The 26,013-nt window shown below is 71.3% G+C and carries 21 protein-coding genes; 8 read left to right on the forward strand and 13 right to left on the reverse strand.

Going from position 1 to position 26,013, the window contains the following annotated elements; genetic code table 11:
* Positions 1-30 precede the first annotated feature (30 nt).
* Positions 31-1,221, forward strand: coding sequence for a serine hydrolase domain-containing protein (locus tag OHT01_RS26020; protein WP_328555536.1), 1,191 nt, complete (start codon positions 31-33; stop codon positions 1,219-1,221).
* A gap of 31 nt (positions 1,222-1,252) precedes the next feature.
* Here OHT01_RS26020 and OHT01_RS26025 read toward each other — a convergent pair whose 3' ends face one another.
* From OHT01_RS26025 to pepN, 3 genes are all read right to left on the reverse strand, one after another.
* Positions 1,253-1,819 carry an isochorismatase family protein gene (locus OHT01_RS26025; RefSeq protein WP_328558265.1) on the reverse strand — a complete coding sequence of 189 codons (567 nt, stop codon included), beginning with the start codon at positions 1,817-1,819 and terminating at the stop codon, positions 1,253-1,255.
* A 169-nt stretch (positions 1,820-1,988) separates the two neighbouring features.
* Complete coding sequence (locus tag OHT01_RS26030) at positions 1,989-3,029, reverse strand: hypothetical protein (RefSeq protein WP_328555537.1); 1,041 nt, start codon at positions 3,027-3,029, stop codon at positions 1,989-1,991.
* 284 nt (positions 3,030-3,313) lie between these two features.
* Positions 3,314-5,920, reverse strand: coding sequence for an aminopeptidase N (pepN, locus tag OHT01_RS26035; RefSeq protein WP_328555538.1), 2,607 nt, complete (start codon positions 5,918-5,920; stop codon positions 3,314-3,316).
* Positions 5,921-6,112: 192 nt separating this feature from the next.
* Between pepN and OHT01_RS26040 the strand changes: the two genes are divergently transcribed.
* Positions 6,113-6,781, forward strand: coding sequence for a mycothiol-dependent nitroreductase Rv2466c family protein (locus OHT01_RS26040; RefSeq protein WP_328555539.1), 669 nt, complete (start codon positions 6,113-6,115; stop codon positions 6,779-6,781).
* Here OHT01_RS26040 and OHT01_RS26045 read toward each other — a convergent pair whose 3' ends face one another.
* Positions 6,782-6,985, reverse strand: coding sequence for a hypothetical protein (locus OHT01_RS26045; protein WP_328555540.1), 204 nt, complete (start codon positions 6,983-6,985; stop codon positions 6,782-6,784).
* Between the two features lie 234 nt (positions 6,986-7,219).
* Here OHT01_RS26045 and OHT01_RS26050 point away from each other — a divergent pair, with 234 nt between their 5' ends.
* On the forward strand, positions 7,220-7,846 hold the full coding sequence (locus OHT01_RS26050) for a histidine phosphatase family protein (RefSeq protein ID WP_328555541.1): 627 nt from the start codon (positions 7,220-7,222) through the stop codon (positions 7,844-7,846).
* Positions 7,847-7,910: 64 nt separating this feature from the next.
* Here the strand turns inward: OHT01_RS26050 and OHT01_RS26055 are convergent, their stop codons facing one another.
* The 6 genes from OHT01_RS26055 to OHT01_RS26080 form a co-directional block, all read right to left on the reverse strand.
* Positions 7,911-8,801, reverse strand: a complete 891-nt coding sequence (locus tag OHT01_RS26055) for a TauD/TfdA dioxygenase family protein (RefSeq protein ID WP_328555542.1) — start codon at positions 8,799-8,801, stop codon at positions 7,911-7,913.
* A 93-nt stretch (positions 8,802-8,894) separates the two neighbouring features.
* Positions 8,895-10,319: an LLM class flavin-dependent oxidoreductase gene (locus OHT01_RS26060; protein WP_328555543.1), complete on the reverse strand. Its 1,425-nt coding sequence runs from the start codon at positions 10,317-10,319 to the stop codon at positions 8,895-8,897.
* Positions 10,316-11,173: an ABC transporter ATP-binding protein gene (locus OHT01_RS26065; RefSeq protein ID WP_328555544.1), complete on the reverse strand. Its 858-nt coding sequence runs from the start codon at positions 11,171-11,173 to the stop codon at positions 10,316-10,318. Before OHT01_RS26065 ends, OHT01_RS26060 begins: the two co-directional genes overlap by 4 nt.
* Positions 11,149-12,024, reverse strand: coding sequence for an ABC transporter permease (locus OHT01_RS26070; protein ID WP_328558266.1), 876 nt, complete (start codon positions 12,022-12,024; stop codon positions 11,149-11,151). Before OHT01_RS26070 ends, OHT01_RS26065 begins: the two co-directional genes overlap by 25 nt.
* Before the next feature lie 224 nt (positions 12,025-12,248).
* Positions 12,249-13,349, reverse strand: coding sequence for an ABC transporter substrate-binding protein (locus OHT01_RS26075; protein ID WP_328555545.1), 1,101 nt, complete (start codon positions 13,347-13,349; stop codon positions 12,249-12,251).
* Positions 13,350-13,957: 608 nt separating this feature from the next.
* Positions 13,958-15,154 (reverse strand): ROK family transcriptional regulator, encoded by a 1,197-nt coding sequence (locus OHT01_RS26080; protein WP_328555546.1) that lies wholly within the window; start codon positions 15,152-15,154, stop codon positions 13,958-13,960.
* Positions 15,155-15,757: 603 nt separating this feature from the next.
* Here OHT01_RS26080 and OHT01_RS26085 point away from each other — a divergent pair.
* Positions 15,758-16,342 (forward strand): biotin transporter BioY, encoded by a 585-nt coding sequence (locus OHT01_RS26085; protein WP_328555547.1) that lies wholly within the window; start codon positions 15,758-15,760, stop codon positions 16,340-16,342.
* 142 nt (positions 16,343-16,484) lie between these two features.
* Here OHT01_RS26085 and OHT01_RS26090 read toward each other — a convergent pair whose 3' ends face one another.
* The gene (locus tag OHT01_RS26090) at positions 16,485-17,204 is read right to left on the reverse strand and encodes an LPXTG cell wall anchor domain-containing protein (RefSeq protein ID WP_328558267.1); all 720 of its coding nucleotides are present in this window, start codon (positions 17,202-17,204) and stop codon (positions 16,485-16,487) included.
* Between the two features lie 231 nt (positions 17,205-17,435).
* Here OHT01_RS26090 and OHT01_RS26095 point away from each other — a divergent pair, with 231 nt between their 5' ends.
* Complete coding sequence (locus tag OHT01_RS26095) at positions 17,436-20,057, forward strand: serine/threonine-protein kinase (RefSeq protein ID WP_328555548.1); 2,622 nt, start codon at positions 17,436-17,438, stop codon at positions 20,055-20,057.
* A 143-nt stretch (positions 20,058-20,200) separates the two neighbouring features.
* Here the strand turns inward: OHT01_RS26095 and OHT01_RS26100 are convergent, their stop codons facing one another.
* On the reverse strand, positions 20,201-21,703 hold the full coding sequence (locus tag OHT01_RS26100) for an amino acid permease (RefSeq protein WP_328555549.1): 1,503 nt from the start codon (positions 21,701-21,703) through the stop codon (positions 20,201-20,203).
* 259 nt (positions 21,704-21,962) lie between these two features.
* Between OHT01_RS26100 and OHT01_RS26105 the strand changes: the two genes are divergently transcribed.
* Both OHT01_RS26105 and OHT01_RS26110 read left to right on the forward strand, forming a co-directional pair.
* Positions 21,963-22,451 carry a ribose-5-phosphate isomerase gene (locus OHT01_RS26105; RefSeq protein ID WP_328555550.1) on the forward strand — a complete coding sequence of 163 codons (489 nt, stop codon included), beginning with the start codon at positions 21,963-21,965 and terminating at the stop codon, positions 22,449-22,451.
* Positions 22,452-22,505: 54 nt separating this feature from the next.
* On the forward strand, positions 22,506-23,315 hold the full coding sequence (locus tag OHT01_RS26110) for an Fpg/Nei family DNA glycosylase (RefSeq protein ID WP_328555551.1): 810 nt from the start codon (positions 22,506-22,508) through the stop codon (positions 23,313-23,315).
* A gap of 103 nt (positions 23,316-23,418) precedes the next feature.
* Here the strand turns inward: OHT01_RS26110 and OHT01_RS26115 are convergent, their stop codons facing one another.
* Positions 23,419-24,648 (reverse strand): GNAT family N-acetyltransferase, encoded by a 1,230-nt coding sequence (locus OHT01_RS26115; protein WP_328555552.1) that lies wholly within the window; start codon positions 24,646-24,648, stop codon positions 23,419-23,421.
* A gap of 171 nt (positions 24,649-24,819) precedes the next feature.
* On the opposite strand from OHT01_RS26115, the gene OHT01_RS26120 reads away from it, so the two are divergent.
* Positions 24,820-25,992, forward strand: a complete 1,173-nt coding sequence (locus OHT01_RS26120; protein ID WP_328555553.1) for a PP2C family protein-serine/threonine phosphatase — start codon at positions 24,820-24,822, stop codon at positions 25,990-25,992.
* Positions 25,993-26,013 lie beyond the last annotated feature (21 nt).

Consider the following 26,013-nt stretch of genomic DNA (forward strand, 5'->3'; position numbering starts at 1 on the left):
ACCGAGTCCAACGGGTGAGATGGGGAAGACATGAGGGTACGTACGGGACTGGTGGGGGCGACCGCCGTGGCGGTCGCGGTGACGCTGGCGGGACCCGCCGCGGCGGCGCCCGCGAGGAGCGACCACTCGCCGACCCGGCAGGCCATGGAGGCGGCCGTCCGCGACGGTGTGCCCGGGGTGACGGCGACCGCCGTGGACCGGCACGGGGCGTGGTCCGCCACGACGGGCGTCGGCGACCTGCGGACCGGCGCCCCGCGCTCCGCGGCCGACCGCTACCGCGTCGGCAGCATCACCAAGACCTTCGTCTCCACCGTCCTGCTCCAACTGGAGGCGGAGGGACGGCTGTCACTGGACGACACGGTGGACCACTGGCTGCCCGGGGTGGTGCGGGGCAACGGCAACGACGGCACCCGGATCACCGTCCGCCAGCTCCTCAACCACACCAGCGGGCTCTTCAACTACACGACCGACGAGGACTTCCTCGCCACCCACTTCTTCAAGGACGGATTCCTCCGGCACCGCTACGACACGGTGACTCCCGAACAGATCCTCGCCGTCGCCCTGTCCCACAAGCCGGACTTCGCACCCGGCACGTCCTGGAACTACTCGAACACGAACTACGTCGTGGCCGGCATGGTGATCGAGAAGGTCACCGGCCGCTCCTACGCCTCGGAGATCCGCGACCGGATCATCAAACCCCTTGATCTGGGCGCCACTTCGGTCCCCGGTACCCGGGTGACCGTTCCGCGGCCCAGCAGCAGGGCGTACTCCAAGCTGGCCGCGACGGCGACGGGACCGACGTACGACGTCACCGCGCTGAACCCCTCCATGGCCTCCTCCGCGGGGGAGATGATCTCCGACAGCGCCGACCTGAACCGCTTCTACTCGGCTCTCCTGCGAGGCAGGCTGCTGCCGCGCAAGCAGCTCACGGAGATGCGGACGACGGTCGGCATCGACGGTGCCCCGGACATGCGCTACGGGCTCGGCCTCCTGGAGCTGAAGCTGAGCTGCGGCGTCCAGGTCTGGGGCCACGACGGCGGCATCCACGGCTCGTCGTCCTTCGCGGTCACCACGGCGGACGGCCGCCACTCCCTCGCCCTCAACTTCAACGGGGACTGGACCGGGGACAGCGAAGCGGTGGTGGAGGCGGAGTTCTGCGGGAAGTCGCCGGCCCAGCCCCTGGACGTGCCGCCCCCGCCGTCCACGGCCGGCCGACTCTAGGCGCCTCCGCCGGAATCGACCGGGGAGGCCGTCAGTCCGCGGCTCTCGCCGCGAAGCTCACCTTCGCCGTCTCGACGGTGTCCCCGCGCCGGCCGGGCGCGCTCTGCCACTTCCAGTACAGGTTGGTGTGGGCGATGACCTCGGCCGGTGTGGGGGCGCCGTACGCCGTCAGGTCCTCCGTGGTGTGGGCGTCCCCGACCAGGGTCACGTCGTACCCGCGGGTGAAGGCGCCGTGCAGGGTGGAGCGGACACAGGCGTCGGTCTGGGCACCGGTGACCAGCACATGGCCGACGGCGCGCTCGGCGAGCAGGTCCTCCAGCTCGGTGGCCTCGAAGGAGTCGCCGTAGTTCTTGTGGACGAGGGGCTCCGCGTCCTGGCGGACCAGCTCCGGCACGTACTGCCAGGACGCGCTGTCCCGCTTCATCGCGTCGTCGGAGTGCTGCACCCAGATCACCGGCACCGCCTCGGCGCGCGCCCGGGCGACGAGCGTGTCGATGTTCGCGATCACACCGGGGAGGTCATGGGCGCCGTCCACGGCTCCGTGCTGCATGTCGATCACCAGCAGCGCGGTGTTCGGGCGATCGGGCAGGGTCGTCATCAGGGTCTCCTGTCTCTCGTCCTGCTCGTCACGGCAGGCGCGTCCGGTCACGGGTCCTCCAGCTCGCCCCACAGTAGATCGGGGCACTGACAACGCCACCGGAACAACGGGAGGGGGCCACCGGAACGCCCCGTGGACCCCCTCCCTCCCCCTGGCACCACCCGGTCCGTCACGACCGGGGCAGCACCATGACGTACGCCGCCGGATCGCGGTCGTTCGAGGCCATCAGCGCGGTGCGCACGACCGCGGCCTGCTGTTCCATAGCGTCCCGGAGCCCCCGCGGGGTGACGCGCACGACCGTGATGCCCAGCCGCTCCAGATGCTCGCGCTTGCGGGCGTACTCGGAGCGGGCGGCGTCCGCGTCCTGACACGGGGCGCGGGTGTCCAGCTCGACCGCCACCGCCTGCCCGGGCCAGTACGCGTCCACACCGCCGAGGTGGGGACCGCCCGGCAGCCGCAGGTCGACGTTCCAGACCGGGTCGGGCAGTCCGTGCTCGTAGACCATCCGGTACAGGCGGTTCTCCGCCGTCGTCCTGCCCGCCGCCACCAGTGAGTCCACGGCGTCCGCCACGTGCGGGCGGCCGAGCAGCCGTGCCGCCGTCAGCTCCTCCACGACCGAGCGCGGTTCGCAGTGACCGCGGCGCACCGCCTCCGCCAGCAGTTCGCGCACGGCCGCGGCGTCGCCCAGCTCCGCGACGGCGTCGGCCAGCGCGCGGGCCACGGGCGCGACCGGGACACCGGCCACGAACGTGGGGTCCGGCAGCGTGGTGGTGCGCACGATACGGACGCAGCCGGTCGAACGGAGCCGCCGCAGCCGGGGGACCAGTACGTCGATCGTGTCGAGGGAGACCAGCGGCGGGGCGGAGCCGAAGCCGTGCAGGGCCAGCGCCGCCAGGCCGGTGATCAGGGCGTCCGTCGGGGGCCGGGAGGCGCGCGGTACGCCGGAGCCCGGCTGGGCGGGGATGCCGGCCGTCGTGCGGGCGGTGTAGAGCAGCGCCGCGTGCAGCCGTTCCTCGGGCGTGGGCGGCCCGGGACGCAGGAGGATGACGCCCGGAAGGATCCGCTGCCAGGGCCCGTCGGGCCGGCACCGCTCGGTGGTGTCCGCCGTGGTCACGCCGTGACCGCGCAACTGGGCGGTGGTCAGGACCCGGTGCCGTACGGGGGACAGGTGGCCGAGGAGGCGCGGGGAGAGCGGGGTGCTGTGGTTCATGAACCGGGGTTTCCCGCCGGGGAGCCGTCTTCTAACCGCTGTTACCCGCCCGTGGGCAAATCGGGACAAGCGGACCCCGAGGTACGGGCGTTCGGGCACCGGAAGACGCTGGTCCGAAGGGTGGTTAATAGGGGTTACGGCTCTGAATACCTGCATTTCGTAACCGACGCGCGCAGGTGATCGGTTCACCGGCTCGCGTATCGGATCAGCCCACCGCGGAGAGGGCACCGGCCGCGGACGGCGCCGGTGCCCTCTGGGGTGGTCCGCGTGGAGGCGGGCGGCTGTCAGCCCGCCGCGGCGATGTCGCAGGCCTGCCCGCGCAGCGCCCGCGCCAGATCGTCCCGCGCCTCCAGCACCAGCCGGCGCAGCGCGGGCGGCGCGTCCTCGTGCGCCGCCAGCCAGGCGTCCGTCGCCTCCAAGGTGTCCGGGGAGTCCTGGAGCAAGGGGAACAGGCCGCTGACCACGTCCATGCCGATCTGGATGGACCGCTCGTCCCAGACGCGGCCGATCACGGCGAAGTACTTGGCGGTGTACGGCGCGAGCAGGTCCCGCCGGGACGGCTGGGCGAAACCGGCGATGGTCGCCTCGACCAGGGCGTTGGACAGCGCGTCGGACTCCACGACGGCCGCCCAGGCCTGGGCCTTGACCGCCGCCGAGGGGCGGGCGGCGAGACAGCGGACCTGGTGCCGCTTGCCGGACGCCGTGTCGTCGCGGGCGAGTTCGGCCGCGAGGACGGACTCGTCGGCGGCCCCCCGAGCGGCCAGCGGCTCCAGGAACGCCCAGCGCAGCTCCTGGTCGACCTCCAGTCCGTCGATCTTGGCCGTTCCCTCCAACAGGCCCTGGAGGAGCTGGAGATCGGCCTCTGTGGTGGCGACATGGGCGAAGAAGCGGGCCCAGGCGAGCTGGTGCTGGCCGCCCGGCTCGGCGAGCCGGAGCTCCTTCAGCGCGCCCTCGGCGAGCAGTCGTCCGCCCTGCGCGCGCCACTCGGGGGCCACGTAGTGGACGAGCGCGGAGTTCGCCCAGGCGTGCAGCATCTGGAGCACGCCGATGTCGGACTCGCGGCCCGCGAAACGCAGCACCAGACCGATGAAGTCCCGGGCCGGCACGATCGCGTCGCGCGTCAGATTCCACAGCGCGGACCAGCACAGGGCGCGGGCGAGCGGGTCGGCCATCTCGCCGAGCGCCTCCCGCAGCGTGGCCAGCGAGCCCTCGTCGAAGCGGATCTTGCAGTACGTCAGGTCGTCGTCGTTGACGAGGACGAGCTCGGGGGCCTCCGCGCCGACGAGTTCGGCGACGACCGTGCGCGGCCCGTCCACGTCCACCTCGGCGCGCGCGTAGCGGACGAGCGAGCCGTCCCCTCCCTCGCCCAGCGTCCGGCGCCGGTACAGGCCCACGGCCACCCGGTGCGGGCGCAGTTCGGGATGGGACTCGGCGGCCTCCTGGACGACCGCCAACTCGGTGACGCGTCCTTCGGAGCTCAGGATCACCTGCGGGGTGAGGGAGTTGACGCCCGCCGTCTCCAGCCAGGACCGGGACCAGGCGGCCATGTCCCGGCCGCTGGTCTCCGCCAGCACCGAAAGGAGGTCGTCCAGGCGCGTGTTGCCGTACGCGTTCCGCTTGAAGTAGCGGCGGGCGCCCTCCAGGAAGGCGTCCTGTCCGACGTAGGCCACCAACTGCTTCAGGACGGAGGCGCCCTTGGCGTAGGTGATGCCGTCGAAGTTCAGCTTGGCGTCCTGCAGATCGCGGATGTCGGCCGTGATCGGGTGCGTGGACGGCAGCTGGTCCGCGCGGTACGCCCAGGCCTTGCGGCGGTTGGCGAAGGTGATCCAGGCGTCGGTGAAGCGGGTCGCGCCGACGTTCGCGAACGTGCCCATGAAGTCGGCGAAGGACTCCTTGAGCCACAGGTCGTCCCACCACACCATGGTGACCAGGTCGCCGAACCACATGTGCGCCATCTCGTGCAGGATGACGTTCGCCCGCGCCTCGTACGACGTCTGCGTCACCTTGCCGCGGAAGATGTACTCCTCGCGGAAGGTGACCAGCCCCGGGTTCTCCATCGCGCCGAGGTTGTACTCGGGCACGAACGCCTGGTCGTACTTCCCGAACGGGTACGGGTAGTCGAAGTGGTCGTGGAAGAAGTCCAGGCCCTGCTTGGTCACCAGGAACACGTCGTCGGCGTCGAAGTGGGGGGCCAGGCCCTTGCGGCACATCGCGCCGAGCGGGATCTCCAGCTTCGTACCGTCGTCGAAGGTGCGGGAGTAGGAGTCCGTCACGTAGTGGTACGGGCCCGCCACGACCGCCGTGATGTACGTCGGGATCGGCTTCGTCTCGGCGAACCTCCAGACACCGTCCGTGAGCTCACCGGCGCCGTTGCTCCAGGCCGTCCAGCCCTCGGGGGCCTGCACCTCGAAGCGGTACGGCGCCTTGAGGTCGGGCTGCTCGAAGTTCGCGAAGACGCGGCGGGCGTCGGCGGGCTCGTACTGCGTGTACAGATACACCTCGCCGTCCTCCGGGTCGACGAAGCGGTGCATGCCCTCGCCGGTGCGGGAGTACGCGCACTGGGCGTCCACCACGAGCTCGTTCTCGGCCGCGAGGTCCTCCAGCCGGATCCGGGAGCCGTCGAAGACCTCGCCCGGGTCGAGGTCCCGGCCGTTGAGTGAGACGGCCGTCACACGCGGGGCGATCAGGTCGGCGAAGCTCGCCGCGCCCGGCTCGGCGCAGCGGAAGCGGAGCGTGGTGACCGAGCGGAAGGTGCGGGGCTCGCCGGCCGCCCGGCCGGGCTCCGTCTCCCCGACGGCCGAGCGCAGGTCGAGGAAGACGTCGTAGCTGTCGACGGACAGCAGTGCCGCCCGCTCCTGGGCCTCGTCGCGGGACAGGTTCTCACCGGGCACGGCGGCACTCCCTCATGGCGTCATAGACATGTGCGAACAGGGCCGATCCTGCCATGTGCTCCTTACGGCGGGCGCTGCGACGGCGCAGACACAGGGGAATCCCTCGGACCCGCCGGAATCGCACGGACACGCGGGAATGACGCGGGCGCGTGCCGGTGTTGCCACGGGAAACACCGCGTTCCGAGGAGAGCCATGCCCGAGCAGACCGCTCAGACCAGTTCCGGCAAGACCCCCGTCGACTTCTGGTTCGACCCGCTGTGCCCCTGGGCCTGGATGACCTCGCGATGGGTGCTGGAAGTGGAGAAGGTCCGCGACATCGAGGTCCGCTGGCACATCATGAGCCTCGCCGTACTGAACGAGCCCAAGCTGGACGAGCTTCCCGACCACTACCGCGAGATGCTCGCGACCACGGCGTGGCAGTCCGTCCGGGTGGTCACCGCCGCCTGGCAGAAGCACGGCGACGACGTCCTCGGCCCGCTGTACACCGCGCTCGGCACCCGCTTCCACAACGACGGCGCGGGCCCGACCAAGGAGGCGATAGCCGGCGCCCTCGAAGAGGTCGGCCTGCCCGCCGACCTGATCGACTACGCCGACCAGGACGACTTCGAGTTCGACGCCGAGCTGCGCGCCTCCCACAAGGAGGGCATCGAGAAGGTCGGCCAGGACGTCGGCACCCCGGTCATCGCCGTCCCCGGCGCCGACGGCGAGCAGCTCGCGTTCTTCGGCCCGGTCGTCACCCCGGCCCCCAAGGGCGAGGAGGCCGCCAAACTCTGGGACGGCACGCTCCTGGTCGCCTCGGTGCCGGGCTTCTACGAGATCAAGCGCACGCGTACGGCGGGACCGGACTTCAGCAACCTGTAGTCACGTGGCCTTGGGCTCGGGGAAGTTGTCGCCGTCGCGCCAGTTGCTCCAGCGCTGGAAGCGGCGGCATCCCGGACGGGTGCAGCGGTGGTAGGCGGCCGGGTCGTCCACCCGCCTGATCCGTCGCACCAGGTCCTTCTCGTCCTTGGTGAGCTTGCGGAACGTCTGCAATGGTCCTCCGCAGTTCGGGCAGCGCACATCCACGGCGACACCTCCGTGTGAGAACGGTCCGCGCGAGCACGGACGGGACAGGGCGAGAAGCATCCGGGTGCCGAACGCCGGCCCCGCGAGCGTATGCGCTCACGGGGCCGGCGGTGGGCGGGAAACGGTCACCGGCCCGTACGCCCGGTTCTTCGGCGAACCGGAGCGGCGCGGCCTGCTCCCGGGTCCGCTCGCGGCGCACACACGGGCCCGCCTCGACCTGGATACTGCGGCGTCATGAGTACAACGAGCCGCAGTACGACCCTCCTCCTGGCCCGGCACGGCCAGACCGTCCGGCACGCGGAGAACCGCTACGCCGGCGTGAGCGACATCTCCCTCACCGACGAGGGCCGAGCCCAGGCGGAAGCCCTCGGCCGCTGGATCGTCGCGCACCCGGTCGACGCGATCTGGACCTCGACCATGACCCGTGCCGTCGCCACCGCCGAACCCGCGTGCCGCGCCCTCGGACTCGCCGCACAGCGTGAACCAGCCCTGCGCGAATGCGACTTCGGGGTACTGGAGGGCCGTACGCTCGCCGAGTTCGAGGCCGAGAACCCCGCCCGCGCCAAGGCGTACCGGGCCGATCCGGTGTCGTACCCCTTCCCGGAGGCGGAGGACCCGCGCACCGCCGCGGCCCGGGGAACGCGCGCCCTGCGCCGCATCGCCGCGGCCCACCGGGGCGAACGGGTGCTGGTCGTCGCGCACAACACCCTGCTGCGCCTCGTGCTCTGCTCCATGCTGTCCGTACCGCTGGGCGAGTACCGCCGGGTCCTGCCGAGCCTGCCCAACGCGGCGATCACCGAACTCCGGCTGGAGGACGGATCGGCCGCCCTGCTCTCGCTCAACGTGCCGTGCGCGCCGTGACGGGAGGGCCCCCGCGCGTGCCGCGCGGGGGCCCTCCTCGTGACGCCGTGCGTCACACGAGCGGTCAGGCCACCGAGGTGTAGTGCGAGGCGTCGCCCGTGATCGAGTGGCTCTCCTTGCCCTCGATCCCGACCGGCACGTCACCGGCGACCGTCACACGGTGCAGACGGCGCGGCAGTCCGTCGTAGTTGTCGATCGCGTAGTGCTGGGTGATCCGGTTGTCGAACAGGACCAGCTGGTTCGGGGACCAGCGCCAGCGCAGGACGTTCTCGGGCCGGGTGACGTACGCCTGCAGCAGGTCCAGGATCTTGCGGGACTCGCCCACCGACAGCCCGGCGATCCGCTGCGCGAACCCGCCGATGAACAGGCCGCGTTCACCGGTCAGCGGATGGACCCGGACGACCGGGTGGACGGTGCGGAACTTGATGGACGTGAACTGGGCACGCTGCGCGGCCTGTTCCTCGTCGATGCTCTCGTCCGGCACCGCGTAGTCGTAGTCGTTGGTGTGCTCGGCCCAGAGGGTGTCGGCGAGCGCGCGGAGCGGCTCGGGCAGATCGCGGTAGGCGGCCGCGGAGTTGGCGATGAGCGTCTCCCCGCCGTACGGCGGGACGGTGATGCTGCGCAGGGTGCTGGCCTGCGGCGGGTTGAGCACGAAGGTCACGTCGGTGTGCCAGTGATTGGCGCGGCCCCGCTCGCTGTCGACGGGCAGTACGTTCGGGGCGCCGTCCACGGCGGGCACGGTCGGGTGCGCGGTGGTGAGGTCACCGAAGTGGCGGGCGAAGGCCTGCTGGCCCTCGTCGTCCAGGTCGACGTCGTCGAAGACCAGCGCCTTGTGCTGGTTGAGGGCGGTACGCAGTGCGCCGGCGGTGATGTCGTCGAGGGGCTTGGAGATGTCGACGCCGGAGACACGGGCACCGATGTGCGCGGTGACCTTCTGGATCTCGATGTCTGCCATGGGGTGCGGGTCCTTTCGGATCGGCTGATCGGGCAGGGAACAGGTGCAGGTGCAGGTGCAGGAGCTGGTTGCGGGAAAGTGGTGGGCGCGGGTTCAGGCGAGGGCGGATACGGACGCGGACGCGGGTTCGGGTTTCGGGCCGGACCCGGCCTCTGGTCCGGAGGCGAAGGCGGGCGCGGAGTCAGGAGACGGGATCGCGTACTGGTTGGCCGGGCGCGGAAGGCCGTAGCGCTCCCGCAGGGTCTGCCGGGGCCCGTACTCCCGGCGGAGCAGACCGCGGTCGCGCAGGATCGGCACCACGTGGTCCACGAAGAGGTCGAGGCCGGACGGCAGCACGGCGGGCATGATGTTGAAGCCGTCGGCGGCGCCCTGCCGGAACCACTCCTCGATCGCGTCGGCGACCTGTTCGGGCGTGCCGGCGAAGGTCAGATGGCCCCGCCCGCCGCCGAGCCGGCCGATCAGCTCGCGGACGGTGAGCCGCTCGCGCCGGGCGAGCTCCACCACGAGGGTGTAGCGGCTCTTGGCCCCCTCGATCGCGCTCTCCGGCGGCAGGTCGGCGGGCAGCCGCGCGTCGAGGCGGAGAGTCCCCGGCTCCAGATGGAGCAGGTGCTCCAGCCGGTTCACCCCGTGCTCGTACACGATGTGGTCCTCCAGGACCCGTTCGTTGGCGCGTGCCTCCGCCTCGGTCGAGCCGATGACCGGGACGATGCCGGGCAGGACCTTGATGTGGTCCGGGTCCCGGCCGGCCCGCGCGGTACGGGACTTGAGGTCGGCGTAGAAGTCCTGGGCGTCCGCGAGGGTCTGCTGGGCGGTGAACACGGCCTCCGCGTAACGGGCCGCGAACCGCTTGCCGTCCTCCGACGAGCCCGCCTGCACGAGGAGCGGGTAACCCTGCGGTGTGCGGGGCACGTTGAGAGGGCCCTCCACACTGAAGTACGTCCCCTTGTGGCGCGCGGGATGGATCTTGCCGGGGTCGCCCCAGACACCGGCCGCCTTGTCGGCGACGACCAGGTCGTCCTCCCAGCTGTCCCAGAGCTTGAGCGCCACGTCCAGGAACTCGGCGGCGCGCTCGTAGCGGGTGGCGTGCGCCGGCTCCTCGTCGAGACCGAAGTTGCGGGCGGCCTCCGCCCCCGCGGTGGTGACGATGTTCCAGCCCGCGCGGCCGCCGCTGATGTGGTCGAGGGAGGCGAACCTGCGGGCCAGGTTGTAGGGGGAGTTGTAGGACGTGGAGGCGGTGGCGATCAGGCCGATGTGTTCGGTGGCGGTGGCCAGCGCGGTGAGCAGGGTGATGGGTTCGAGGGATCCGGACGGGCGTTGGCCCACGCTGTTGAACAGGACCGGGCCGTCCGCGAGGAAGAGGGAGTCGAAGGTGCCGCGTTCGGCGATCCGGGCGAGGCGGACGTAGTGGGCCGTCTCGACATGGGCGTACGGGTCGCTCTCCGGCAGCCGCCAGGAGGCCTCGTGGTGGCCGGTGTTCATCAGGAAGGCGTTGAGATGGAGTCGGCGCGGGCTGGTCACGGGTGCTTCTCCTCCTGGCGCGCGGGCAGGTCGGTTCCGGCGGCACCGGTCACCGCGGCGTCCGCCTCCGCGGCGGGGTGTGCCGCCGGCCGGCCGGGCTCCGCCGTTTCCGGTGTCCCTGTCACGTCCTCGGTCACCCCGAGGGCGCTCAGCAGACGTTCGCGGTACTCGCCGAGCAGCGGATCGCGGTACGAGCGGGGATGCGGGCGGTCGATGGCCAGGTCGAGGCCGATGCGGCCGTGTTCGAGCACGAGCACCCGGTCGGCCAGCACGATCGCCTCGTCCACGTCGTGCGTCACCAGCAGCACGGACGGCCGGTGGCGTTCCCACAGTTCGCGCAGCAGCACATGCATCCGGATCCGGGTGAGCGCGTCCAGGGCCCCGAACGGCTCGTCGGCGAGGAGCAGTTCGGGCTCCCGCACGAGCGACCGGGCCAGGGCGGCACGTTGCGCCTCCCCGCCGGACAGCTCGTTGGGCCAGGCCCGTTCGCGGCCCGCGAGTCCCACCTCGGCGAGGGCGGAGCGACCCTTCCCGGCCGCCTCCCGGCCCTCCGTACCGAGCAGGACGTTGTCGAGGACGCGGCGCCAGGGCAGCAGCCGGGAGTCCTGGAAGACGACGGACACCCGCTCCGGGGCGGTGAGCCGCCCGCTCCCGGCGACGCCGTGATCCAGGCCGGCGATGGCACGGAGCAGTGTGCTCTTCCCGGAGCCGCTGTGCCCGAGCAGGGCGGTGAACTGGCCCGCCGGGAGGTCGAGATCGATGCCGTCGAGGACCGTACGGCCCTCGAACGAGCGGGTGAGACCGCGTAGTTGCACCGCATGGCGGTCGGTCAGTTGCTGAGTGAGCGTCGCCACGACAGCACCTTTCGCTCGATGAGACGAACCGCGCTGTCGGAGATGAGCCCGAAGATGCCGTAGATCAGCAGGCCGACGAGGATGATGTCGGTCCGGCCGTAGTTCTGGGCCTGGAACATCATGTAGCCGAGGCCGCTGGTGGCGTTGATCTGCTCCAGGACGACCAGCGAGAGCCAGGAGCCGGTCACCCCGAGCCGCAGTCCCACGAAGAAGCCGGGCAGCGCGCCGGGGATCACGATCTCCCGCACGAAACGGATCCTCGACAGGCCCTGGACCTCGGCGAGTTCCACGTACCGGTGGTCGATGCCGGACAGGGCGGAGTGCAGGTTCAGGTAGATCGGGATGTAGACGACGATCGCGATGATGGCGATCTTGAACGTCTCGCCGATACCGAGCCAGAGGATGAACAGCGGGATCAGACCGAGGGTCGGGATCGCCCTGTTGAGCTGCACGGTCCCGTCGATCAGCGCCTCCCCGACCCGGCTGAGCCCGGACGCCAGCGCGAGGACGACGCCGGCGGTCAGGCCGAGCGCGAACCCGTATCCCGCGCGCTCCAGGGAGGTCAGCACATCGGTGGGCAGGGTGCCGTCGGTCCACAGATGGCCGGTCGTCCGCAGGACCGTCCAGGGCGCGGGAATCGCGCCGGGATCCAGTTGTCCGGCGGCGGACGCGACGGCCCACAGGGCGAAGAACAGCGCCGGACCGATGAGCCGCGAGGCGGGCAGCCGCTTACCGGGCGCGAGACTCCGGCGCCGGGGCCGCGGACGCCCGCGGGCCTTGCGGCCCTCCGCCCCGCCCTCGGCCGCTCCGGTCCCGACGGCGCCGTCCTCGACAGCCGCGGTTCCGGCCACCCCGGCCCCGGCCGGCACGGTCGGTGCCGGCTCGGTGCCGGTTTCGGCCGCGATCCCGGTGTCGATCCCGGTGTCGATCCCGGCCGTGACCCCGGCGTCGCCGGTCGAGGTGGGGGGCGTGCCGGTCGCGGTGTCGGCCCCGGTGGCGGCCGAAGCAGTGGGGGAGGGCGCGGCCCCGGTGGAGGCCGTCCTGTCAGCGGTCGTGGTCCTGGTCGTCATGGCCGTCACCTCCGGTATTCCGCGGGTACGGACCTGGCCGCGATGGCCTCGAAACGCCGGTCGAAGAGCGAGTCGACCTTGAACCCCTTCACGAAGCCGCCCGCCGCCAGCAGATCGGCGGTCTCCTGCTCCCACTTGACGGCCTCGTCCCAACTCGGCGGGAACAACGGCTTGTTGGCGAGTTCGGTGATCGACTTGGCCTGCGCGAGCGTCAGGTTCTGCGTCTTGACGTAGAACTCCTCGTTCCAGGCGTCGGGGTGCTCGTACGCCCACACCTGGCCCTTGGCCCAGCGCGGGATGTACGCGGCGACCGCGGCCGCCTTCGCGCGGTCGGCAAGCACCGAGGTGGGCGCCCACAGCAGGTTGAGCAGGTCCACCACGTCGGTGGCGATGGTGTGGGCGCCCTTGGACCCGTACTGCTTGAGGTAGGCCGGGCTCTGGCTGTTGGCGAGCGGGGCGATGTCCACCTGGCCCGCCTGGAGCGCGGTGAGGAACTGGTTGCTGGTCAGCGGTACGAGGGTCACGTCGCCGTAGGCGATCCCGGCCTGCTTGAGGGCGCGCAGCAGGACGACACCCTGTGCCTGGCCCTGCGAGAAGGCCAGCTTCTTGCCCTTGAAGTCCCCCACGTTCCGGATGTCGCTGCCCGGCTTGGTGGCGAACAGGTAGTTGGGCTTGCGGGTGATGTTGATCGCGACGATCTTCGCGTCGAAGCCCTGGAAGTGCGCCTGGATCGGCGGGATGCCCGCATTGTTCCCGACGTCCAGGGACTTGGCGCGGAAGGCGTTGATGACATCGGGACCCGCGCCGATGTTCACCCAGTCGGAGACGGTGAACGGCAGCCCGCCCAGCCCCGCCAGCTTGAGCTGGAGTTCCTGGACTCCCTGGTACGAGGCGATCGAGAGCTTGGTGCCCCGCGGCACCTTGCCGGAGAGGGGCGTCGATATGTCCGCGCCCGACTGGGCGTCGGCCGTACTGGCGCCGGCGCAACCGCTCAGCCCGGCCGCGGCGGCCGCACCGAGCAGGGAGGACAGGAACACGCGCCGGTCGACACCGGACCCGGTGGCGGGCGAGGAGGACAAGCCGGGCAAGGAGGAGAGAGGTGGCATGGAAGGACTCCGGGGATTCCAAGTGGCGGGAGGGCGCGCGGAGTTCCGGGCAGGGCGAAGCCGGAAGGAAGAGGACACGCGCCGAAAGAGCGGGACACACACGCCGGGGGCGTGGCTGAAGGGAAGATCCGGCCAGGGGCGACGGCCGCCGGGCGGCCGGGTGACGACCCGGCGCCCCGACGAACAGAGGCCCCGGCGACCTGACGGCACCACCGCGCGACGGCACGACCACGTGACGGCGCACCGGCGGCCGAGTCACCTCGGCGCGAACGTCCACCGAGTGGCCCTCGGCGCGAACGGCTGCCGAGTGGCCTCGGCGCGAAAGCCGCCGGGTGGACCCCAGTGCGAAAGCTGCCGGGCGGACCTCAGCGTCCCGACGGGCGGGCGTTCCAGCGGGGCCGGTGAAAAAGTGTCAGCAACAACGTGTGCGTGCGACCCGCATCAGGTCGACCACACGGCACTTGGTGAGGGGAATCTGCACCCGCGCGCTGCTCATGCCCTTGATGCTCCTGTCCGGGAACGAGGCCTGTCAACATTCCGACTTTCTGAATTAATTCGCTCCCGGTGGGGAGCCCGGACGGCGGGAGCGGACCGCCGGCCGAGGGCGTTCACCGGGCGGTCAAGCACGCGGAACCCAGCGGATCGCGGTACAGGACGTCGAGCGCCACCGACCCGCCCGCCACGGCCAGCACCGAGTCCGGGAAGCTGGTGGGGAGGACCGCGGACGCCCGCTCCGGGCCCACCGCCTCGCGCAGCGCTCCGAGGCAGTCCTCCCGGTACACGGCACCGATCTCGGTGACGACGACGGTCTCCGGATTGAGCACGTCGAGCAGCAGCCGTACCGCCCGCCCGGTCATCCGGGAGCGCTCCATCAGCAGCCGTACGGCCGCCGGGTCGCCCTCGGCCGCGACGGTGAGCACATGCTGGGGGTTCGAGCCGTCGATGACACCCAGCTCCCGGGCCCGCCGGCACAGGGTCCGTTCGCTCAGTTCGGCCTGGAGGCACCCGGTCCGTCCGCACTCGCAGCGCTCCGATCCGCCTGTCAGGGGGAGATGGGCGATGGCACCGGCCTGCGAGCGGGGCCCGTAGTGCACCTGGTCGTGCGTGGCGAAGGCGGCGTCCACCACGTTGCCGGCGAAGAGATGCAGCACGCTCCGGCTTCCCCGGGCCCGGCCGAACAGCCGCTCCCCGTTGACCAACGCCCGTGCGTGGCCGTCCACATGGACCGGCAGCCCCGTGCGCGCCCCGACGGCCTCCCGGACGGCGACGTCGCGCCAGCCCAGCAGCGTGTGCTCCACGATCGTGCCGGAGTCCGGGTCGACCCAGCCGCCGGCCGCCACCCCGATGCCCAGGGGTGTCCGGCCGCGGGCTCCGGCGAGGAGGGCGGCGATCCCGTCCGCGGCGTTCGCGAGGACGAGGCCCGGCTCGGTGCGGTCGTGCCGCAGCCGCTTCTCGGCGAGGACACGCCCGCGCAGGTCCAGCAGCGCGACGGTCGTGTACGGCACGGCCACGTGTACCCCGCCGACCACGAACCGGGAGTGGTCCAGGTCGATCGGGAGATGCGGCCGCCCGACCCCGCCCGACCTGTGGGGCGCGGCGGCCTCCCGGATCAGGCCGCGTTCGGTGAACCGGGCGCAGTAGTCGGTCACCGACGCCGGGGAGAGCCCGGTCAGCCGGGAGATGGTGCTGCGGGCGACCGGCCCGTGCTCCAGCACCGACCGCAGGATCACGCTGGCGCTGGCCCGGCGCCGGTCGAGTACGGGGGAGGGCGGGGACGTCGAAGGGGGTGCCACGGTACTGGCCATGGGGTTCTTCCTCGGGAGCTGGTCCGGTACTGCGCCGTCACGTACGCCACGTCACCTCGGGTGGGACGAGCGTCTGGTGTGGTCCGCTGTGGTCGCGTCTCGGCGAGCCGGATCCGCTCCGCCCCGCCTCAGGACGGACGGCGACAGGTGGCAGTGCCCTGGCGTCGCAGGTCGACATAGCGACGCGACGAGAAGTTCAGGGCCTGGGGAACCATGGGGTGAAGGGTAGGGGTTGGCCGGACGGCCTGCCAGGTACGCCCAAGGACCGGACAGCCCTGGCCCGTTCCCCTTCCGGCCCGCCTCCGGCCCGGCCCGTACCGCTTGGCGGAGGCCGGGCGCCGCGAAACGCTCTTTGGTGAGTTTCCACAGTCCGGCCCCGAACCGCCCCGTAGCGGAAACGACTTCACCTCAGTGACCAGCATCACCTTCGGGCGGGTGTACCGGGCACTCTTTGTAAGGAGCCCACCAAGCTCGTGATCCGCGCTTTGTCGAGCACTGACGGTGATCGCCCGTATCCCCCTGGGATAGCGTCGCCGTGTCCCGACCTGTCCTCCCCCGAGCTCCCCGCGAGCCAAGGGGGTAACCCCGTTCGCCGGAGTCCTCATGAGCACCGCTGTCGCCACGCCCTCCCGACCCGGCGAGGTCCTCGCCGACCTTCTTCCGGCTTCCCGCGTCCGCGACGCAGCCCTCGTGCTCGGCGGTGCCGCGCTCACCGGCCTCGCCGCCCAGATCTCGCTGCCCGTCCCGGGTTCCCCGGTGCCGGTGACCGGCCAGACCTTCGCCGCGCTGCTCGTCGGCACGGCGCTCGGCGCGCGTCGGGGCTTCCTGTCGCTCGCGGTGTACGCGCTGGTCGGCATGGTCGGCGTCCCGTGGTTCGCGGACGGCGGCTCCGGTGCCGCGGCACCGTCCTTCGGCTACATCCTCGGCATGCTGCTCGCGTCCACCGTCGTGGGCGCCCTGGCCCGCCGCGGCGCCGACCGCTCCGTCCTGCGCATGGCGGGCACGATGCTGCTCGGCGAGGCGATCGTCTACGCGGTCGGCGTTCCGTACCTGGCCCTGGCCACCGGCATGTCGGCGAGCGCGGCCGTCGCGGCCGGCCTCACCCCGTTCCTGATAGGTGACGTCCTCAAGGCCGCCCTGGCGATGGGCGTCCTGCCCACGGCGTGGAAGCTCGTCGACAAGAAGTGACACCCACGTCGCCGACGTGACCGGGCCGGCGGCCCGATGACACTCGCGTCCGTGCCGTTGTCGTTCCGTGCGAGAGGCTCGCCCGGTCGTGTTCCGACCGGGCGAGCCTCTTCGTTCTCCGGACCGCTGTCGCGTCCCGCGGTCAGCGTTCCTGCCGGGGCCTGCGGCTGACCCACCACAGTCCTGCCGCCCCGGCCGACATCAGTGCGGCGCCCGCCATGCCGAGCGGCAGGGCGTCGGTTCCGGCCCCGGTCTTCGGCAACTGGTCGCCGCCCGGTGCCACGGGTTTGTTGTCCGTGCCCAGCAGCAGTGGGGTGGCCGGGGCGTCCGGCGACGGGTTCGTCGTACCGAACGGAACGGGACCCTGCTGCCAGTACGTCTTCTTCCCGTCGCTCGTCTGGACCGGAAGGCAGATCTTTCCGGTCCTGCTCGGATCGAACGTCGCGTCGACGTCGTACGATTTCGACTTGCCCGCCGCGAGATTCCCGGTGGAACAGATGAAACCGCTGTTCGATCCCGTGGGGAGATCCTTTTCCGCCATGGCGGCGCAGCCTTTGACGTTCTTGACCTTCAGGCCGTCGAAGCCGACCACCAGCAGCCTGATATCGCCGCTTTCCTTGGTCCCTTCGTTCTTTACCGTGGCGGTAATCGCCGTCTTCTGAGTACTGTTGTCCACCGAGATTTTCTCCGGCAGCAGCGTGGTCACCCGCACGCCCGCCGGCGGCTTGTCCATCGCCTTTCCGCCCTTGCCGCTCCCCGGTCCCTGGTCGTCCGCGACGGCGGTGTGGGAAAGGATCATCACGGTCGAGAAGCAGGCCGTGAGCAGCGATCCCGTAATGGTCGTCGTCCGACGAGAACTCATGTTCGCCCCCCTTGGCTGCGCCTGAATTCGCAGTACTTGAAGAGGTACCACAAGATTTCTCCGCACTATGCTGGTACGGCCTGAAGTGTGACCATTGTGTTTCCGCTGTGACGGACGAATGTGGCTGATGTTGAGGGGGTGCAGAGATTGTCGGCGAACGTACAGGGCGGTGTTCCGGGACTATTGGTGACCGGACGTTATCGACTGGTCGAGAGTATTGGTCAGGGGGGAATGGGGCGGGTGTGGCGAGCCGCCGACGAAATGCTCGACCGGCAGGTCGCGGTCAAGGAAATGCGCATAGACGGACTCGATCCCGAGGACACCCGCACGCGCCGGGAACGCACGCTGCGCGAGGCGAGGGCGACGGCGCGGATCGACCATCCCCATGTCGTCCGCATCTACGACGTGGTGGACGCGGGCGAGCGGCTGTGGATCGTCATGGAGCTCGTCGCGGGCCGCTCCCTCGAACGGATCGTGGTCGAGGACGGGCCGCTGGACGTGCGCGAGGCGGCCCGGGTCGGACTCGAACTGGTCGGGGCGCTGCGCCAGGTGCATGCCCAGGGAGTGCTGCACCGCGACATCAAGCCGGGCAACGTCCTGGTCGAGCGCGCCGCACGCCGGCGTGTGGTCCTCACCGACTTCGGGATCGCCGCGCTCCAGGACGCCGAGGCGCTCACGATGGCCGGGATGCTCGTCGGGTCCCCCGACTACATGGCGCCCGAGCGGATCTCCGGCCGCCCGCAGGGCCCGCCCTCCGACGTGTGGTCCCTCGGCGCCACGCTCTGCGCGGCCCTCGGCGGCCGCTCCCCGTTCTCCCGCTCCACCACCCTCGCGACCCTGCACGCGGTTCTCTACGAGGAGCCTGAACTCCCGTCTGGCGCAGGTGAGTTACGAGAGATACTGGCCGCCCTCCTGGAGAAGGACCCGACCACGCGACCCGATCTGGAGGAACTCGAGGCGGGACTTGGGGAACTCGTCGGTCCGCCGGTGAGGAGCACCCGGAGTCCCGCCGGACCGGCGACCGGCGGGTCCGCGTACGAGGTCGCCGCCCGGGTCGAGTCCGAGACCGTGCGTGAGCCCCTTCCCGGGGGTCCCGCGCACCCACCCGTCCCAGAACCCGAGCACGCGCCGCGGCCCACCCCGGAGCAGGGCCACGCTCCGGGCCGAGTTCCGGCCCAGGACCCGGGCCTCGCTCCGGGCCAGGATCCGGGCCGTATTCCGGGCCAGGACCCGGTCCTCGCTCCGGGCCACGCTCCGGGCCGTGTTCCGGGCCAGGATCCGGTCCTCGCTCCGGACTGTGTTCCGGCCCGGGACCCGGCCCAGGACCCGGGCCAGGACCTGGCCCAGGATCCGGGCCCCCTTCCGGACCAGGATCCGGGCCCCCTTCCGGACCGTGAGGCAGACAGCGAGCCGGATCCCGGGCAGCGGTCCGGGAGCGCGTCCGAGCGGACCCCCGCGTCCGATCCTGCTCCGGCGCACGGTCCGACCCCGGTGCGCGAGCCCGTCGCCGCCCGCGATCCGCGACGGCCGGGACCGGCACCTTTCGCCGACCGCCGACCCGAGCCCGCCCCCGATCCCCAACCTCGGCCCGAGCCCGCCCCCGATCCCGAGCGCCGGCCGCGACCCCAGCCCGAGCCCGAACCTGCCTCCGATCCCCAACCTCGGCCCGAGCCCCAAGCTCGACCCCAACCCCAACCCCAGCCTCAAGCTCGACGCCAACCCCAATCCCAACCCGAGCCCGACCCGGAACCCGACCCGGAACCCCACCCGGAATCCCGCCCGGAACCCCGCCCCGACCTCGAAGTCCGCCCCGAACCCGGAATCGAGCCGGAGTACTACTCCGTGCACGACGCCGTTCCGGTCCGGCGTACTTCGCCCCGGAAGAGCCCGCCCGACTTCCGGATGGACTCTCGGGCGCGCTCCCCGGAGTACTCCGGGGGCTCCGGACCCGAAGCCGCCGCCCGGGGTTCCGAGGCGTCGTCGACAGCCAACGCCTCCACCGAAGTCCCCTCCGAGGCGCGCACGGAGCCCGGCTCGCGGACCCCGTCCGAACCGCGGGCGGAGTCCGGCTCGCGTCTCGCCTCTCAACTGCCCACGGCACCCGTGCCCGTAGCCCCGCCCCCAGGTGAACTCCCGGGCCCCGCCGTACCGTCCGGCTCCGAGAACGGGCGGAGCGCGAGCGAGGGCGGGCGGAAGAGGCGGGGCCGGAACGAGGGCCGGAGGCGGGGCCGGGACGGACGGCGTATCGGATTCGCCGCCGCCGGGGTCGTCGCGGCGGGAGCGGTCGCCTGGATCGTCGTCGCGACGACCGGCGGATCGCCCGGCGGCAGTACCGGGGCCGCCGCGGGGCCGTCCGCGTCGAAGACCGCCACCACCGGCGGCCTCTCGTCCGCGTCACCCACCGTCGAGGGCACCTCACGCCCGCCCAGCCTGCCCCCGGGTGCGCACCGGGAGGCCGGCGGATACGCGTGGGTGACGCCCAGGGGCTGGCGGAGAGATCTGCAGACCGGCTCCGAGGTGCACTACACCGCGCCGGACGGGGCCCAGGAACTCGTGGCCAAGTCCTCCCTCGCCAAGGGGAATCTGATGGACACCTGGACGACCTCCGAGCAGAACGCCCACCAGGGGCAGGACTACCGGAAGATCCGGCTGGAGGAGACGACGTTCCGGGGCCGGACCGCGATCGTCTGGGAGTACACCTTCACGCTCAAGGGGGTGCACTGGCACGCACGGCTGCTCGGCTTCGACGCCGAGGGAACGTCGTACCAGATCAACACCTGGTACCACCAGGACACCGAGGGCCAGGCGCTCAAGGTCTACGACCGGGTCGAGAACAGCTTCACCGTGCTGTGAGCCGCCGGCCGCCGTCCCGGCTCACCGGAAGGCGGGGTGAAGCAGGGGTGGAGCAGGGGGAAGCAGGGGGGAAGCAGGGGTACGGAGAGGGGCCCGGGGCGGACACGCCACGGGCCCCTCCTCGCTCAGGCTTCGGCGGCGGGTCAGGCGCCGACCTCGGCCTGGGTCCTGTCGTCGCGCTCCTCGTCGCGAGCCCCGCTCGCGAGTGGCCGCGCCGACGGCCGGGCGCCCGCCCCGGTCTTCTGCCGGACGAACGCGATGACCAGCACGATCGCCGCGACGAGCAGCGAGAGCAGTACGGTCTCCCGGCCGTCGTGCTCGGTGTCGGTCAGCATGTAGCCGAGCACGAAGACGATCATCGCGGCGGTCGCCCAGGTCAGGTACGGGTAGAGCCACATCCGCACCACGAGCTTCTCCGGCGCCTCACGCTGGATGATCTTCCGCATCCGGAGCTGCGAGAAGCAGATGGCGAGCCACACGAACAGGGCGACCGCACCGGAGGAGTTGACCAGGAAGAGGAAGACCGAGTCCGGGAACTTGTAGTTGAAGAAGACGGCCACGAAGCCGAACACGACCGAGACGACGATGGCGGTCATCGGCACACCGCGCCGCGTGGTCCTGGCGAACGCCTTCGGCGCGTCGCCGCGCTGACCGAGCGAGAAGGCCATCCGGGAGGCGGTGTAGAGGCCGGAGTTGAGGCAGGACAGCACGGACGTCAGCACGATGACGTTCATGATCTGACCGGCGTGCGCGATGCCGAGGGAGTCAAGGGCGGCGACGTACGAGCCCTTGTCCTTGATGGACGGGTCGTTCCACGGCAGCAGGGCGACGACGACGAGGATCGAGCCCAGGTAGAAGACGGCGATACGCCAGATGATGCTGTTCGTCGACTTGGTGACGGCCCGCTGCGGGTCCTCGGACTCGCCTGCCGCGAGGGTCGCGATCTCGCTGCCCATGAAGGAGAAGACGACCAGCAGCACACCGGTGAGGATCGTGCCGGGACCGTGCGGCAGGAAGCCGCCGTGGTCGGTCAGATTGCCCAGGCCCGCCTTCGGGGCGTCCACACCCGGCAGCACCCCGAAGATCGCGAGTGCGCCGACCAGGATGAACGCGCCGATCGCCACGACCTTGATCCCGGCGAACCAGAACTCGAACTCGCCGTACGAGCCGACCGATACCAGGTTGGTGGCCGTGAGCACCACCATCACGATGAGCGCCCAGCCCCACTGCGGTACGCCGGGCATCCACCCTTCGAGGATCTTGGCGCCGGCGGTGGCCTCCACGGCCAGCACCACCACCCAGAAGAACCAGTACAGCCAGCCGATCGAGAAGCCGGCCCAGCGGCCGAGCGCCCGGTCGGCGTGCGCGGAGAACGAGCCCGACGTCGGGTTGGCGGCGGACATCTCGCCGAGCATCCGCATCACCAGCACCACGAGCGTGCCGACGAGCGCGTACGAGAGAAGGATGCCGGGGCCCGCCGTGGCGATGCCGGTACTGGAGCCGACGAAGAGCCCGGCGCCGATGACGCCGCCGATCGCGATCATCGACAGATGACGGTTCTTGAGCCCGGCCTGGAGGCCGCCACCGGGTTCTCCGGGGCCTCCGGGGGCCTGTGCGGCCTTCGTGGGGGTCGGCTGCGAGGTCATGAGGGGGATTCCTTTGCGCCGGATGAGCAGATTCCCGTACAGAGCGCCCAACCCGTACGAGCGGTGTACGGGGCGCGCTCTGATCCATCGTGTGGACCGGCGTACGAGTTGGTCCAGTGAAACGGAGGCAAAGGAATTCGTGAACCTTTGAATCCAGATCGTTACTTGAGGTTTCCTTGAGGTTCTATAGGATTGCTCGTGTTTTTCCAGCGCCTGCCCCGGCGAGGCCGATCGGAAACCGTCGTGTCACACTCGAACCATGCGCGTGTATCTCGGCTCCGATCATGCCGGTCTCGAACTGAAGAACCACCTCGTCGAGTGGCTCAAGGCCGCCGGCCACGAGCCCGTCGACTGCGGGCCCCACATCTATGACGCCCAGGACGACTACCCGCCGTTCTGCCTCCGCGCGGCGGAGCGCACCGTGGCCGACCCGGACGCCCTCGGCGTCGTGATCGGCGGCTCGGGCAACGGCGAGCAGATCGCCGCGAACAAGGTCGCCGGCGTACGGGCCGTACTCGCCTGGAGCGAGGAGACCGCGGCGCTGGGCCGCGAGCACAACAACGCCAACGTCATCTCCGTGGGCGCCCGTATGCACACCCAGGAGGAGGCGACGAAGTTCGTCGAGACCTTCCTCGGCACTCCCTTCACCGGCGAGGAGCGCCACGTCCGCCGCATCGAGATGCTCGCGGACTACGAGAAGACTCGGGAACTCCCGCCGATCCCCGCCCATCACCCGCAGCAGCCGTAGGCGACGGCACCGCCCGTCCGACTGGTCGTCGGACGACAGACAGCAGGAGGAGCGGTGCCCGAGGGGCACACCATTCACCGGCTCGCGGAGGACTGCCTCGCCGCGTTCGGTGGCCGCGGCGTCCGTGTCACCAGCCCCCAGGGCAAGTTCGGTGACGCCGCGGCCCTCCTCGACGGATCGGTGCTGACGGCGGCCCAGGCCCACGGCAAGCACCTGTTCCTCGGTTTCCGCCCGTCGCAGTGGATCCACATCCACCTGGGCCTCTTCGGCAAGGTCGGCTTCGGCGGCATGCCCGCCCCGCCGCCCACCGACACCGTCCGCCTGCGCCTCGCGAACGACACCGCGTACGTCGATCTGCGCGGCCCCACCACCTGCGCCCTGATCACGGACGACGAGAAGCGCGCGGTACACGACCGCCTCGGCCCGGACCCGCTGCGCCCGGACGCGGACCCCTCGGCGGCTTACCGCCGGGTCTCCCGCAGCCGTACGACCATCGCCGCGCTGCTCATGGACCAGAAGGTCATCGCGGGCGTGGGCAATGTCTACCGCGCGGAGGTCCTCTTCCGGCACGGCATCGATCCGTACCGCACCGGAAGGGAACTCGGCGCGAGGGAGTGGGACGCGATCTGGTCCGACCTCGTGGATCTCATGCGTGAGGGCGTCCGCAACAACCGCATCGACACGGTCCGTCCGGAACACACCCCGGAGGCGATGGGCCGCCCGCCGCGCGTGGACGACCACGGCGGCGAGGTCTACGTGTACCGCAGGGCCGATCTGCCCTGTCACATCTGTGGCGGCGAGATCCGCACCGCCGATCTCGCCGCCCGCAACCTCTTCTGGTGCCCGACCTGCCAGCAGGCCTGAGCAACGGGCTGCCAACAGGCCTGGGTCCGGGCCGAGTCGGGACCGCCGCGGGCGGGACGGCCATCCCGTTCCGGAACCCGGCGGGCGGGACGGCCACCCGGTCCTAGAACCCGTGCGGCAGCCAGGGGGCGACCGTCGAGGCGAACGCCGACGAAGCCTCCGCCAGCGCGCCCTGCCGCAGTTCACGCACCAGGCCGCCCGCCGCGAGCGAGGCCAGCGACACCCCGCCGAGATAGACGACGCCCAACTCCCGTACGGACAGGGCGAGATCCGGGGAGTCCTCGGTCCGGACGCACGACGCCCCCTTCGCGTCGCCGGTGAGCCGCCAACGCCCCTCGTTCCAGGGGCAGAAGGAGTCCTCGACCTCGAACACCACGTCCACCGGGGTCTGGTAGGTACGTGCCTCCAGCGCGGCCCCGACGTCGACGAGCCGTACGTGCAGCGCGTCCTTCATCTGCAGCCGGCAGCGGCGGATGTCGGAGACCATGTGCTGCCAGGCCTCGTCCACGGGGCGGCCCCGCGTCTGCAGAGTGGTCGTCAGGTCGATGTCGAAGAGGAACCGCCACAGCGCGGCCCGCGCCGCCGGGTCCACTCCCTCCAGATCCACCATCATCACCGCCCCGTTGTGCCCGGACGGGCCCCAGTCCGGCTTCACCCGGAAACGCGTGTATCCGACGACCTCGCCGTCCCGCTCCGCCACCACGCACTGCAGAGGTGACGCGCCGTTCCGCTCGGCCTCCGGGTCGAGCGTCCCGAGCCGCTGCCATCCGGGCTGCCGGGCCAGCATCCCGGGACGCTCGGGGACGAGCCGCGCGTACACCGCCTCGCACGCGTCCAGCACCTCCTCGGGCACCGCGTAGCGCAGCCGTACGTCGTCGGTCCCGGGCGGCACGGACAGACGCACGCGGCTCGTGTCGATCTCCGCGCGGATCTGCAGGGTCCCGATGCCGTAGCCGAACCGCCCGTAGATCGCCGGTTCCGACGCGGTGAGGACGGCGAGCGGCTCGCTCCAGGCACGGATGTCGTCCAGTTGCCGGCGCATCATCGCGGTGAGCACCCCGCGCCGCCGGTGGGTGGCCGCGACGCTCACCGCGGTGATCCCGGCCGCCGGTACCGACGCGCCGCCCGGGACCGTGACACGGAAGGAGAAGGCCCCCGCGGTACCCACACACTCCTCGCCGTCCCACACCCCGAGCGAACGGTCGTACTCTGTGAGCGCGTTCCACAGTTCGCGTTCCTCGGACGACTCCGCCACACCTCCGAACGCGCGGATCAGGTTGTCGTACCACTTGTCCCAGTCGGCCTGCCGCAGCACCCGAACGTCAGTCGTCATAGCCCATCCCTACCAGGGCAATGCGGTACGAGCGAAGGATTTTCGCCCGGCCGCCACGGCCCCGGACCGGAACGTGCCTGTGCAGTTCTCTGTGAAGTTGAGCGCTCGGAGGGGGGACAAGTGGGACCTCCCGTGCCAAGCACCTGGTCCGATGGATAGGGTCCCGAACTAATGGCAGCAGGACGACAGCGGCGCGCGGAAGCCGACACGTTCACGGCCCGGTTGAAGAAGCAGTGGCACCGGGCCCGAACAGGGCTGCGCAGATCCGCCGTCGACTACTTCCGCGGGGACGGTTCGGACTGGATCGCGCTGGCCGGACTGCTGATCACGATCCCGGTGATCGCCTCCACGACCCTGGTGAACTCGGTGTGGTGCTCGCCCTCCGCCCTGGTCCTGCCGATCGTGGCCGGCGGCCTGCTGCTCCGGCCCGCCAGCCTGCTCGGGCTGTACGCGGCCGCCGCCACCGCGCTGATAGTGGAGTCCGTGAAGCTCGGCCCGTACACGGAGGGTCCGTCCCGGGTCACCCCGGGCGTGGTCCTCGTGGTCGCGGCCTGCGGCTTCTTCGGACTGCTGATCGCACAGTTCCGCAGCCGGGTGGGCGTGCCCTGGCGGCGCGGCGGCACCATGCTCTTCGACCTGCGCGAACGTATCCGGGTGCAGAGCAAGCTGCCGAAGCTCCCGCTCGGCTGGCACCGTGAGATGGCGCTGCGCCCGGCGGGCGGGCAGTCCTTCTCCGGGGACTTCGTCGTGGCCGCGCGGACGAACGGCGGCCGGACCCTCGAAGTCGTCCTCACCGACGTGTCCGGCAAGGGGATGGACGCGGGTTCACGCGCCCTGCTGCTGTCCGGAGCCTTCGGCGGCCTCCTCGGTTCACTGCCGCCGCACGCCTTCCTGCCCGCCGCGAACGGCTATCTGCTGCGCCAGGACTGGGACGAGGGCTTCGCCACCTCGATCCATCTGGTGCTCGACCTCGACTCGGGCGACTACGAACTCTTCTCCGCCGGACACCCGCCGGGCCTTCAGCTCAGCGCGGGCAGCGGCCGCTGGGAGGAGAAGGCGGCGGAAGGTCCCCTGCTGGGCGTGTACGACGGAGCCCAGTTCGACCCGGTCAAGGGCTCGCTGCGGCCCGGAGACGTGCTGATGCTCTTCACGGACGGTCTGGTCGAAACCGCCGACCGGGACATCGTCGAGGGCATCGACCGGCTCACCGGCGAGGCCGACCGCTATGTCGCCGGCGGCTTCCACGGCGCCGCCTGGCATCTCATCGAGGCGGTGGCCAGGGACGTCAACGACGACCGGGCCCTGCTGCTCATCTGCCGCGAGGGTCTGACACCGGTACGCTGACCGCGCCCCACGGATTTCGGC

Source organism: Streptomyces sp. NBC_00358 (assembly GCF_036099295.1).
GTDB lineage: Bacteria > Actinomycetota > Actinomycetes > Streptomycetales > Streptomycetaceae > Streptomyces.